General features: G+C 41.0%; 13 protein-coding genes. All 13 read left to right on the top strand.

The annotated features are described in order from the left end of the window. Positions 1 to 49 precede the first annotated feature (49 nt). Genes B1H56_RS09930 through B1H56_RS09870 form a run of 13 tightly spaced genes read left to right on the top strand, consistent with a single transcriptional unit; the run spans position 50 to position 13,048 of the window. Positions 50 to 1,180: a DegT/DnrJ/EryC1/StrS family aminotransferase gene (locus tag B1H56_RS09930; RefSeq protein ID WP_066522629.1), complete on the top strand. Its 1,131-nt coding sequence runs from the start codon at positions 50 to 52 to the stop codon at positions 1,178 to 1,180. Then, complete coding sequence (locus tag B1H56_RS09925) at positions 1,181 to 1,804, top strand: sugar transferase (RefSeq protein WP_066522628.1); 624 nt, start codon at positions 1,181 to 1,183, stop codon at positions 1,802 to 1,804. Continuing rightward, the gene (locus B1H56_RS09920; RefSeq protein WP_066522627.1) at positions 1,794 to 2,255 is read left to right on the top strand and encodes a GNAT family N-acetyltransferase; all 462 of its coding nucleotides are present in this window, start codon (positions 1,794 to 1,796) and stop codon (positions 2,253 to 2,255) included. Before B1H56_RS09925 ends, B1H56_RS09920 begins: the two co-directional genes overlap by 11 nt. Positions 2,256 to 2,268: 13 nt before the next feature. After that, complete coding sequence (locus B1H56_RS09915) at positions 2,269 to 2,898, top strand: NeuD/PglB/VioB family sugar acetyltransferase (protein ID WP_066522625.1); 630 nt, start codon at positions 2,269 to 2,271, stop codon at positions 2,896 to 2,898. After that, entirely contained in the window at positions 2,843 to 4,417 is a 1,575-nt protein-coding gene (locus B1H56_RS09910) for an amino acid adenylation domain-containing protein (protein ID WP_082771025.1), read from the top strand. Before B1H56_RS09915 ends, B1H56_RS09910 begins: the two co-directional genes overlap by 56 nt. A gap of 13 nt (positions 4,418 to 4,430) precedes the next feature. Beyond that, entirely contained in the window at positions 4,431 to 4,664 is a 234-nt protein-coding gene (locus B1H56_RS09905; protein WP_066522624.1) for an acyl carrier protein, read from the top strand. Between the two features lie 21 nt (positions 4,665 to 4,685). Continuing rightward, complete coding sequence (locus B1H56_RS09900; protein WP_066739656.1) at positions 4,686 to 5,858, top strand: glycosyltransferase family 4 protein; 1,173 nt, start codon at positions 4,686 to 4,688, stop codon at positions 5,856 to 5,858. Then, positions 5,855 to 7,021 carry a glycosyltransferase family 4 protein gene (locus B1H56_RS09895; RefSeq protein ID WP_066522623.1) on the top strand — a complete coding sequence of 389 codons (1,167 nt, stop codon included), beginning with the start codon at positions 5,855 to 5,857 and terminating at the stop codon, positions 7,019 to 7,021. The genes B1H56_RS09900 and B1H56_RS09895 overlap by 4 nt, the downstream gene beginning before the upstream one ends. Beyond that, entirely contained in the window at positions 7,014 to 8,336 is a 1,323-nt protein-coding gene (locus B1H56_RS09890) for a nucleotide sugar dehydrogenase (RefSeq protein ID WP_066522621.1), read from the top strand. The genes B1H56_RS09895 and B1H56_RS09890 overlap by 8 nt, the downstream gene beginning before the upstream one ends. A gap of 3 nt (positions 8,337 to 8,339) precedes the next feature. After that, positions 8,340 to 9,350: an SDR family oxidoreductase gene (locus B1H56_RS09885; RefSeq protein WP_066522620.1), complete on the top strand. Its 1,011-nt coding sequence runs from the start codon at positions 8,340 to 8,342 to the stop codon at positions 9,348 to 9,350. Then, positions 9,347 to 10,279 (top strand): WaaS/CpsH family glycosyltransferase, encoded by a 933-nt coding sequence (locus B1H56_RS09880; protein ID WP_066522619.1) that lies wholly within the window; start codon positions 9,347 to 9,349, stop codon positions 10,277 to 10,279. The genes B1H56_RS09885 and B1H56_RS09880 overlap by 4 nt, the downstream gene beginning before the upstream one ends. After that, complete coding sequence (locus tag B1H56_RS09875) at positions 10,276 to 11,649, top strand: O-antigen polymerase (RefSeq protein WP_066522618.1); 1,374 nt, start codon at positions 10,276 to 10,278, stop codon at positions 11,647 to 11,649. The genes B1H56_RS09880 and B1H56_RS09875 overlap by 4 nt, the downstream gene beginning before the upstream one ends. Next, positions 11,642 to 13,048: an MATE family efflux transporter gene (locus B1H56_RS09870; RefSeq protein WP_066522617.1), complete on the top strand. Its 1,407-nt coding sequence runs from the start codon at positions 11,642 to 11,644 to the stop codon at positions 13,046 to 13,048. Before B1H56_RS09875 ends, B1H56_RS09870 begins: the two co-directional genes overlap by 8 nt. Positions 13,049 to 13,055 lie beyond the last annotated feature (7 nt).

Here is a 13,055-nt window from a genome sequence, read left to right as displayed (position 1 = left end):
CAATAGATGCGGCGCACTCTTCTGCGTTAAGCGGAGATATTACGGAGCAATCGGTAAATTGAGGGAAAAAATTTATTTGTCATCCCCGCATATGTGCGGAAAAGAGATGGATTATATTCAAGAAGCGTTCGATACGAACTGGATTGCTCCGCTTGGGAAAAATGTCGATTACTTTGAGCGGGAAATTGCCGCATACGCAGGCGTGAAAGCGGCGGCCGCCCTTTCCAGCGGCACGGCGGCGATCCATCTTGCCTTGAAAGCTTGTGGCGTAAAACAGGGCGATATCGTATTTTGTTCCGATCTCACCTTTGCCGCAAGCTGCAATCCGATTATATATGAACAAGCGGTCCCAGTGTTCATCGACAGTGAGAGGAAAAGCCTTAATATGTCGCCGGCCGCACTTGAAAAAGCGTTCAAGAAGCAGGTTCCCAAAGCAGTAATCGCCGTTAATTTGTACGGGCAAAGTGCGGATATGGCTGCAATCAAAAGAATATGCGATAAGCGAAATATTCCGATCATTGAAGATGCGGCGGAAAGCCTGGGCGCAACCTATAAAGATAAGATGAGCGGATCAATCGGGAAGTTTGGCGTTTTTTCTTTTAACGGCAATAAGATCATCACGACTTCCGGCGGCGGAATGCTTGTATCAGATGATGAAGAAGCGATCGCAAAGGCGCGCTTTTGGGCGACTCAGGCACGGGACCAGGCGCGGCATTACCAGCACAGTGAGCTTGGGTATAATTACCGGATGAGCAATATCGTCGCAGGGATCGGGCGCGGCCAGCTTACGATACTTTCCGAACGGATTAAGCAAAAAAAAGCTATTTATGAATATTATAAAAACGCCTTTGAAGAGATCGGAGAAATAGAAATGTGCCCGATTGCTTCATGGGGTAAGCCGAATTACTGGCTGAGCATTATTTTGCTGGAACCGGATTCAAAGATAAAACCGCTGGATATTATGCTCGCGCTGGAAAAAGAGAATATTGAGAGCCGTCCGGTGTGGAAGCCGATGCATTTGCAGCCGTTTTATGAACACTATGAATTTTTCAGTGACAATAGTGACGCCATTGCGGTATCGGAAGATGTGTTCGGCCGGGGCGTCTGTCTGCCCAGCGATACGAAAATGACGGAAAAGGATATGGCCCGGGTCTGCGGGATCATAAAAGGATTGTTCTGAATGTACCGGAAATACATCAAAAGGCTGCTGGATATCATATTTTCAGCCCTATCGCTGGGAATTTTATCTCCGGTGTTTTTGGTAACGGCAATTCTGGTACGGGCAAAATTAGGCAGTCCGGTTATTTTCCGGCAGCGGCGTCCGGGAAAAGATGAAAAGATATTCACGATGTATAAATTTCGTACAATGACGGACCGGAAGGATGAAAACGGGGAACTGTTGCCCGACGGCGAACGGCTGACAGGCTTTGGGAAAAAATTGAGAAGCACCAGCATTGACGAATTGCCGGAATTGCTCAATATCTTGAAAGGCGAGATGAGCTTTGTGGGGCCGAGGCCGTTGCTTAAAGAATATCTGCCATATTATACAAAGGAAGAACATCACAGGCACGATATGCGGCCGGGGCTTACTGGATTGGCACAGATAAACGGAAGGAATGACCTTGAATGGAAGGCTAGGTTTCATATAGATATTCAGTATATCAAACATGTAAACTTCAGGTTGGATTCGGAGGTTTTATTTCGTACGATTGCCTATACTGTGAGAAAAAAGGACATAAAGTCTGGAAATGAAATGGTAATGAAGGATCTCGATGTGGAAAGGCAGGACAAAATTGATTGTTGACGGGCTTTGTCTTGAAGAAATTCAGAAAAATGAAGAGACTGTTTTCCGGCTTTTGTATGAAACTTACAGGAGCAATTTTAAAGTATCGGAAGAATTCTGCATTGCCATATGCAAAGAAAAGGTTCAATCCTTATATGAGCATTTGAAAAAAGAGCAAGCGGAAGTATTAGGCATAAAACAAAAAGGAAAATTAGTCGCTTTCCTTTGGATGTTTGAGCATGAATTCATGGGTGAAAAACGGATGCATATTAATCAAATTGTGGTAGATAAAAACAACCGAAGAACAGGATTGGGCAAACGGTTAATCCATGAAGCTGAATGCAGGGCAAAACACAGGAATATAACCAAGATAGACCTGATCGCTTCCCGGGGAAACGAGGCGGCGATTCATATGTATGAAACTATGGATTATGAGGCTGAAAGAATATATTTTGCGAAAGATTTGAAATGAGGAGAAACAGAAATTGGAAGATTTAATCATTGTTGGAGCCGGCGGCATGGGAAGGGTGGTGCTGCAGATAATAAAAGATATCAACCAGTCAAGGGCAAGGTGGAATGTACTTGGCTTCATTGACGACAATCCACATTCTTTGGATGGAATGGGATTCGCGGAACAAGTGATGGGCACAATAGAAGATTGGCAAGTTGAGGATACGCAGAATTTTGTAATAGCAGTCGGAAATCCGAATGTGAGAAATGTGTGTATTCAAAAGCTATTAGATAAAGGGGCTAATTTTGTTAATATTATTCATCCGACGGCTATCATATGGGATCACACCCAAATCGGCAAAGGATGTGTCATATTTCCTTTTGTTAGGGTGGAACCCAATGCGGTTGTAGGTGATTTTGCTCTTCTGCTTTCCACCGTTGCCCATGACGTGGTAGTAGGGGATTATGCCGTTATCTCACCGAATTGCACCTTGGTTGGCGGCTGTAGGATAGAAAAAAATGCTTATATTGGCAGCAACGTTGTATTGGTTAATAATATTGTAGTGGAAGAAAACGCTTACGTCGGGGCGGGGAGCGTCGTTATAAAGAATGTTAAAGCAGGAACAAAAGTTTTCGGAAACCCGGCAAGAATTTCTGCATTTTAAGCGAGGTTATTTCATGATAAAAAATGTTGGTGAATATTTAGAGGAAACTGCAAAAAGAAGCCCCCAAAAAATTGCAATCCTGGAACAAAATTCAAGGATTACATTCAGCGCGCTGGAAAAATTTGCTAAAGCGGTTGCCACAACTATTATAAAAACAGGACTATCAGGCCAGTCAGTTATTACTTTCTTACCAAAATCAATTAACTGTGTCGCTGCATTTGCCGGCATTGTTTATAGCGGCAATTTTTATACGCCGATTGACGTATCGATGCCTGAAGCGCGTATTAACAAGATAATTAACGTTCTAAACCCAGCCTGTGTTATCACAAACGGCAAATTTAGCGCCATTATTAAAAGAACGGATTTCCATGGCAAAATTATTATGATAGAGGATATCGACAAGACAGAAATCGATGAAATCGCTATACGCGCAATACGGCAAAATACTATTGATACTGATCCGGTATATATTTTGTTTACATCAGGCTCCACAGGGGAACCGAAAGGAGTCATTATTAACCACCGGAACATTATTGATTATATTGATTGGGCCGTTGATGCATGCCATATCGACGAACATACGATTATGGGCAATCAGTCACCGTTCCATTTTGATATCTCTACGCAAGATATCTATTCATGCTTTAAAACTTCGGCCACGCTGGCGATCATTCCGGAGTCTTATTTTATGTTTCCTGTTAAAGCGCTGGAATTTATACGGGAACATAATATCAATTATTTATATTGGGTCCCATCTGCATTTATTAACGTATCGATGAAAGATGCGCTGGATAAAGTGGATATATCGTGTGTAAAGCGAATTATTTTCGGCGGCGAAGTAATGCCGGTTAAGCATCTGAAAAAATGGCAGGAGAGTATCCCTGGCCTGCTGGCGATGAATGTGTATGGACCCACGGAAGCGACAGTAAATATTACCTACTATCCGATTGACCGGGAGTTCGGGGAGAACGAACTGTTGCCGCTGGGATATCCGTGCGGCAACACGGGTTTATTGATACTGGATGATCGGAATAAAAGGATTACAGAGCCGTTAAAGAAAGGCGAGCTTTGTGTGAGGGGAAGCTGCTTGTCGCCTGGCTATTGGAACAATAAGGAAAAAACACGAAAAGCATTTGTTCAGAACCCCCTTAACAAATTTTACCAAGAAACCATCTATAGAACGGGGGACCTCGTACATTATAACGAACGTTACGAGTTAGTGTTTGACGGACGGAAGGATTTTCAAATAAAACATATGGGTTACCGAATCGAGTTGGGAGAAATTGAAACGGCAGCAATGTCGTTTCCTGATATTCCAATTTGTTGCTGCCTTTATGACGATAAGGAGAAACAAATTGTACTTTTTGTGACGGGTCAGATTGACAGTAGGAAATTGATTAAAGATATGAAGCAAGTTATTCCTCGATACATGCTCCCCAACCGCATAGTCTCAATCGAAACAATGCCGCTGAATCAAAGCGGCAAAATTGACCGCGTTAAATTAAAAGAGATGCTTTAAGCAGGAGGCAAATATGGAAAAAAAAATCTATATGATCTTAGAAGAGTTGAGGCCTGAATGCAATTTTTGCGGCAGCGAAAATTATATTGAGGACGGCTTGCTGGAGTCATATGATCTCATCATGCTCATTGCGGAATTAGAAAATAAATATCACATTGCGATAGAAGCGGAAGACGTCATTCCGGAAAATTTTTCAAGTGCAGCCGGAATCGCCGCCCTTGTACAGAAATGCGGCGGAATAATATAAGAGAGCAGTTGGAATTATAAAATGCGGGGATCCATGAAAGTATTATATGTTCTTAAAACAAATACGGGCGCAGGCTGGGCTTTCAATCAGGCGAAATGGCTGCATACCCATGGCGTTGAAATTGTAGCGGTTCTGCCGAACGACACGGATGGTTTTGCGGAAAATTATAAGAAAGAAGGTATGAAAGTCATTGGAGTGGATTTTTCGCTTCCGGTAACCAGGCCGTGGTTTTTTCAAAAACGAAAAAAATTAATTGCTCAAATCATCTCACAGGAACAGCCGGACATTATTCATTCACATTTTGTGACGACTACAATGATGCTGAGATTGGCGTTAAAAAAATCAGTGATACCAAGGCTGTTCCAGGTGCCGGGGCCGCTTCATTTAGAAAATGCCCTTTACAGAAAAGCTGAAATCAAGCTTGCAAATCAATACGATTATTGGGCTGGGAGCTGCCAAAAGACAGAAAGAATATATCTAGAAAGCGGAATTGAAAAAAGCAAGGTTTTCCTTGCTTACTATGGGGGGCTGTTTGCCGGAGAGGAGAACGCTTACCGTGAACCGACTGGAAAGCTTAGGGGAGAATACGGCATTCCGGAGGAAATTCCCATCGTAGCGACGGTTTCATATTTTTATAAACCTAAATGGTATATGCTGCAAAAAAGAGGTCTGAAAGGCCATGAAGATTTCATTGATGCAATCAAAATATTAAAAGAGCAGGGAGTGAAATGCCAGGGCGTTATTATCGGCGGCCCTGCGGATAAATCAAAGAAATACGAAAAACGGCTTAGGAACTATGCCGGGAAAAAATGTGGGGACTCAATTGTTTTTACAGGATTCAAAACCAATATGAAAGATATTTACCGGGAGCTGGATGTCGCCGTGCATCCATCACTGAGCGAAAACCTGGGAGGCGCAGGCGAATCTCTAGCCGCGGGCGTGCCCACAATTACTACTGATATTGGCGGTTTCCCGGATATTATACAAGATGGAAAAACAGGATTTCTTGTTCCAGTGAAAAGGCCTGATAAAATTGCCGAAGCGGTTGCCAGGGTGTTGGGGGATAAGAAGGAAGCGCAAAAAATAGCACGGTGCGGCCAGCGCCTGAGCAAAGAAAAATTTGATATTCAGGCGACTGCGAAAAGGGTGCTGGAAATCTACCACGAAATTCTGCACGGAGGGAACGATTCTTGAAAGTACTATTTGTGCACGAAGGATACCTGTTCAGGAAAAATGGAAATGTTTGCAGCTATGCATATAGTAAAAAAACCGTCCAACGCTACAAAGCGATAGCAGAAGAAGTAGTTTTCTTAAGCAGGGAAGACAACTCACTGGGGAATGATGGACAGTATAATGTTTTAGATGAACCAGGATTCAAGTTTGTAGGTGTAAAAAATTTCAAATCGCTTAAAGGCCTCAGGAACCTTTCGGAAGTTAAGAAGACGGTACGGCGTACGGTGGAAGATGCTGATTTTATTGTGGCCAGGGTGAGTGATCTTGGATTTTACGCAACTCAATATGCAAAACAACTTAATAAGCCTGTTTTGGTAGAAGTGGTTGGTTGCTCGCGGGATGCCTTGTGGCACCATAGCCTTCAGGGAAAGCTTTTGGCGGTCCCTTCTTTTTTAAAAGAGAAAAAAATGGTGAAAAACGCTCATTATGTTTTATATGTGACGCAGTTTTTTTTGCAAAAACGATATCCGTCAGGCGCAAAGACATTAGCCTGCTCAAATGTTGAACTCGGCGAGACTGATAACAGTATTGTGGATAAGCGGATTAAGAAAATTGATGGTATGGAAAACAAAACGATAACCCTGGGAACGCTTGCAGCGGTCGATCTGAAGTATAAAGGCTTTGAAACCGCGATAAAGGCAATAAAGCAATTGGTAAACGAAGGTTATGCCATCCAATACAGGATAGCTGGTCCGGGAAACTCGGAATGGCTCCAAAAAATTATAAACAGGTATCAGCTGCAAGGGAGCGTGATGATTCAGGGCCCAATTCAACATGACCATGTATTTGAATGGCTGGATACTATAGATATTTATATCCAGCCTAGTATAACGGAGGGGTTGCCGAGGGCATTGATAGAAGCCATGAGCCGTGCGTGCCCGTGTATTGGCTCTAATGCGGGTGGAATCGGAGAACTATTAACGGAATCATATATGTTCCCTAAAAAGGATGATAAAGCTTTAACGAAGCTTTTGCGTTCTATCCGTAAAGAGGACTTGATAGAGTGCAGCCGCGCAAATTACGAGCGTGCAAAGGATTACAGGCAAGAGGTGCTGGAAAACAGAAGGAATCAATTTTATCGGGAATTTTCCGAAACGCTGGAAAAGGGGACATCCAATGAATAGTTTGTACCATAGTATCAAAAATCAAGAATCAAAGATGGCGGTTATTGGGTTAGGATATGTAGGATTGCCCCTTGCTGTCGAATTCGCTAAAAAAACAAAAACGATTGGGTTTGATATAAATGAAGACAAAATAAGAACTTATTTAGACGGAATTGATCCTACCAATGAGGTAGGGGATCATGAAATCCAACACACTTCGTTGCATTTTACGAGCGATGAGCGGGAATTGGCAGAGGCCGCCTTTTTTATTGTTGCGGTGCCTACTCCGATTTATTCGGATAATATACCGAATCTGGAGCCGCTTAAAAAAGCAAATGAAATTTTAGGGAGAAATATAAAAAAAGGTTCCGTTATTGTTTATGAATCGACGGTTTATCCTGGAGTAACGGAAGAAATCTGTGTTCCGGTTCTGGAAAAAACATCTGGTATGAAATGCGGAGTTGATTTTAAGATAGGGTATTCGCCCGAACGGATTAATCCAGGGGATAAGGCGCATCGACTGAGCAGTATAACAAAAATAGTCGCCGGAATGGACGAAGAAACGGCAGAATTAATCGCCAATATTTATGAACTGGTCGTGGATCAGGGAATATACCGCGCTGAGAGCATAAAAGTAGCAGAAGCGGCGAAGGTGATTGAAAATACACAAAGAGATATCAATATTGCGTTTATGAATGAATTAGCAATTCTATTTAACCGAATGGGGATCGATACCAATGCAGTATTAAAAGCGGCTGCAACGAAATGGAATTTTTTGGATTTTAAACCGGGGCTTGTAGGGGGTCATTGTATCGGGGTGGACCCATACTATCTGACTTACAAAGCGCAGCAAGTAGGGTATATGCCGAATGTCATTCTTGCAGGACGTAAGATAAACGACAGAATGGGATTTTTTGTAGTTGAAACTTTGATTAAAATGATGATCCATGCAAATATAAAGATCAAAGGGGCGAAAGTAGCTGTATTAGGGATTGCCTTTAAAGAGAATTGTCCCGATGTAAGAAATACGCAAGTCATCAAAATAATCGAGGCATTAAAGGATTATGGAGTGGAAATTATAGTGGCTGATCCTGTGGCGGATGAGGAAGAAACAAAAAGGAGCTATGGAATTTCACTGAGTGAATTGAGCCGCATAGAAGGAGCCGATGCTGTGATTTTGGCTGTTTCCCATGATAGCCTTGTAAAAATAGAGCCGAAACAATTTGATAGGATGTACACGGGAAATACTACCGGCAACAAAATAATATTCGATGTGAAAAGCGCTTTACAACAAGAGAAATTTTTGGATGCAGGCTATATTTATAGGAGACTTTAACAAATGGATTTTAGCGATTTGACATTCAAACCGGGATCTGTTTTTTTGGTGACGGGCGGAGCCGGGTTTATCGGCTCGAATCTTTGCGAGGCAATCCTTAGGATGGGTTGCCGCGTTAAATGCATGGACGATTTTTCAACGGGGAGAACTGAAAATATAGAACCATTTAAAAAACATGAAGCCTTTATTCTCCTGGAAGGAGACATCCGGGATTATGAGACATGTTTCTCAGCCTGCAAAGGGGTAGATTACGTGCTGCATCAAGCTGCCTGGGGAAGTGTTCCGCGCAGCATAAAAATGCCGCTGCTGTATGAGCAGATTAATATAAGCGGGAGCCTGAATATGTTAGAAGCGTCAAGGCAAAACAATGTGAAAAAATTTGTTTACGCATCAAGTTCTTCTGTTTATGGCGATACAAATATTTTTCCCCAAAAAGAAGGGAATGAAGGAAAGGTTCTTTCGCCGTATGCGCTCACCAAAAGAGTAGTAGAGGAGTATGCAAGGCTTTATACAAAATTATATGGATTAGATACCTATGGTCTGCGATATTTTAATGTGTTTGGGAGAAGGCAAAATCCAGAGGGCGACTATGCTGCGGTCATTCCAAAATTTATCAATCTGTTGATGAACGGGAAGAAAGCCACCATTTATGGGGATGGGATGCAATCGAGAGACTTTACCTATATTGATAATGTAATTGAGGCGAACCTGCGCGCATGTATGGCAGGCACAAATGCTGCGGGAGAATGCTTTAATATTGCGTGCGGGGATACAATCTCCCTGCTTCAGGTTTACCGGACTATATGCGATTTATTGGATATTGAAAGGGAGCCGTTGTTTGCTGAGAAGAGAGCGGGAGATATCATTCTGTCTAATGCTGATATTTCCAGAGCGCGGAAAAAACTGGGCTATCACCCGAAATATGATTTTTATACCGGATTGAAATGCGCAGTTGAATATTACAGGCAGGCCGCGCGTTGCAGCCAAACTCAGGAAAAGAATTTTAAGGCATGAAAACGAAAGCAAACAGTTTTATATTAGTTGACGATGAAAACACATTTTTTGCAAAAGAGTATGCAAAGCGGGGTGTGCAGGTAAAAAGGATATACAAAAAAATCCCAACTGTGCTCAAGTTTTTGAGAAGAGTACATATGTATAGCAAGCTCCCAGGATATAGCATTTGGTTTGGGGAATGGAAAAAAGAGCTTCCAAGCTATGATTCAGCGATTATTTTTGCATCGGTTATTAAGTTGCCGGCAGCAAGATTTATCAGAAAACATTATCCCGGTATAAGAGTTATTTTTTGGTATTGGAATCCGGCAAAAGCATGCGTAAATCCCGATTTGATTACAGACGAAAAAATAGAAAAATGGTCTTTCGACCCTAAGGATTGCATAAAGTATAACATGCGGTATAATACACAATTCTATTTCAATAATATTTCTGTGCAGGAAGACGGATGCAAGACAGAGGATATTGATATTCTTTTTATAGGAGCAGATAAAAACCGCTTGAAAAAGCTTTTAGAAATAAAGGTCAATATGGAAACCTTGGGATTGAAAACATATTTTCATATAACGGCAGACAACCGTTGGGGAACGCATACGAACAAACAATATCGAGAACGTATCTCATATGAAACAATTTTGCAGTATATATCCAGAAGCAAAGCAATCCTGGATATAACGGCGGAAGGGCAGGAAGGATTAACTTTAAGACCGCTGGAAGCCCTGTTTTACAAAAAGAAACTGATTACAAATAACAGGAGTATCATAGATTGTGATTTTTATCATCCCAACAATATTTTTCTTTTAAATGCTGATAATGCAGCGCAAATTTGTGATTTTCTGAAGCTGCCAATGCACGAAGCAGACGATGGCTTATTAGAGAAATATGATTTTAAAGCATGGAAAGACAGGTTTTTCAAGGAGATTGATATTTGATATATATTTTATTAATTCTGCTTGTAATGCAGTTTATTTTAGCATATCTTATTACGAACGGCGACTTGCTTTCTCCTTGGGTAGATACATGCATTGTTTTCATTGTCAGTGCGACATTTGTTATGTTTAACAAAACGAAATGGGAGGTGGAAATCAGTGCTCTTACGGTCATAGTTATTTTTACCGGGATTGCAGCCCTCGGCGTGGGGGAACTTGTTGCAAGGAGACTTATCGAACCTAAAAAAGTTGTTGCACTGAAAGGCATAGATGATACAAAGTGCGGCAAGGAAAAAAGTGAAATCATAGTACCGGCCTTTGCGACAGTTGCTATAACGAGCTTTATGTTGTTTGTACTACTATATTGTATCTACCAAGTCAATACAATAGGAACTGCTTATGGAGGGGTGGGTACGCAGGGAGATATTTTGAACAGTTATCGATTGCAGTCCCTGAGTGATGAGTATTCAACGAGCTCCCTGCTAAAAATAGGGACGCTTTTGTGCGAGGTTTTTGCAAGTATATATACATTTATTCTACTGTATAATGCTATATTTTTACGGTGGAAAAAAAGCTGTATTGTCTTATTTCTGCCTGTTTTATTGTTTTTGATCCTAACGATTTATTCGGGAAATCGATCTCCCTTTATACATTATATTGTTTTTATCATTGTTGTTATGGCAATTTTGTATGGGATGAAAAACAATTGGACAAAGCGTCCCAACCGCAAAATTTTAATCGCAGGGATAAGCGGAATAGCAATATTCTTTTTGATATTTTCCCTGATGGGATTTTTTATGAACCGTGTTGACAGTTTGGAAGACTCAATGCAAAATATTGCGGGCTATACGGGAGGAGCGATTCCGGCACTGGACCGTTTCTTAACTTCCTTCACTTATGATATTGGGCAGATGGGAAAGGAAACAATGCAAGGCCTGAACAGAATTGCGCAATCGATAGGATATTCGGATGTAGATGCGATTCCGAGACATTTGGAATTTATCAATGCAGGGAATATGCGCATTAATATTTATACAAGTTTCAGACGCTATTTACATGACTTTAATTATGCAGGTCTATATACGTTACAGTTCCTGATTGGTTTTATTTATACTTCTTGCTATATGGCAATTAAAAACGGAAAATTTCGCAATACAAATTTGGCGGTCATCTTATACGCCAGCCTAAGTTATCCAATTTTTATGCAAAGTATAGACGAACAATTTTTGACAAGCCTCCTGACCAGCACAATGCTGATAAAAGTAATAAGCACCGCTGTAATATTCAATATTTTGATCTACATGTCAAATACTGCGAAGCGTTCCGGAAGAAAAGGGATCAGTACTGCAAAAAAGAGGACATTATATGAGTAGATTATCTGATGCCTTAAAAAATATATCGTATACGTTTTCAGCCAATATTATTATTTTACTGATTTCCGGCGTATTAACGCTGGTCGTCCCCAAGCTTTTGGGACCAGAAGAATATGGATATTGGCAATTATACGTTTTTTACATGTCGTATGTTGGTCTTTTTCATTTGGGTTGGTGCGACGGTGTTTATTTGCGCTATGGAGGGCGAAACTATAAGCAGCTGGACAAACCGAAATTTGTAACGCAATTTTGGCTGCTTTTCCTTATGGAGTGCATCTTAGGAACAATTGTTATTTTTGCAACTTCGATGCTGCAGGACGGTAATAAGGAGTTCGTACTTATTATGACAGTCATATACGGGCTGGTTATAAATCCAAGATACTTCCTGCTGTTCACGCTTCAAGGAACCAATCTTATCAAAGAATATGCCAAAATCATTATACTGGACCGTGTCGTTTACTGTGCCGCTACGGCTGTTGTTCTTTTATGCGGAGGCAGGGATTTTAAACTCTTAATATATGCTGATATTTTTGCGAGAATAGTATCTATGATTTACGCAGTTATAATATGTAAAGAAATTGTTTTTGGCAAACCGACCCCCTTAAAACCGGCCCTGGCAGAAGCAAAAAAGAATATATCAGCAGGAAGCAAGTTAATGTTTGCCAATATAGCGGGGAATCTTATTGTTGGAGTTGTCCGACTGGGAATTGAGAAGCAATGGAGCATCGAGGTTTTTGGAAAGATATCGTTGACGTTAAGCATTTCAAGCATGCTGCTGACCTTTATAAGCGCAATCGCCATGGTTCTTTTTCCAATGCTCAGACGTGCGAGCCAGGATGCGATAAATGATATATATGCTTCCCTGAGAACGTGTTTAATGCTTATTCTCTTAGGGGTTATGGTTTTGTATTATCCGGTTAAAGAAGGCTTGTCCTTATGGCTTCCCCAATATGCGGAAAGTTTGAAATATATGGCGCTTCTTTTTCCTGTTTGTATTTTCGAAAGCAAGGTATCGATGCTGACCAATACATATCTGAAGACTGTGAGAAAAGAAAAATGGATTCTGTATGTAAATTTAGTTTCTTTTTTGCTCAGTATCGCTTTTACAATTATTACAGTATTTGTTATGCGGAATTTAACCGTTGCAATTGTTGCTATCGTTATATTATTAGCGTTCAAAAGCATATTGGCGGAATATATGCTATCCAAAGTCATAAACATAAATATTTTAAAAGATACTCTCTATGAATTAGTTCTGGTTGTTGGGTTTATGATTTTCAGTTGGGCGATTCATTCATGGATTAGCACGGTGTTATATGCATTACTTTACATACTCTATCTGTTTCTGAAGAAAGAAGATATAAAACAGGCCGTAGTTACGATAAAGCGGTTTGCATGAGAAAGGA

The organism is Christensenella minuta (assembly GCF_003628755.1).
GTDB classification, from domain to species: Bacteria; Bacillota; Clostridia; order Christensenellales; family Christensenellaceae; genus Christensenella; species Christensenella minuta.
Note: the sequence above shows the minus strand (reverse complement) of the source record. Positions and strands in the feature narration are given on the sequence as shown.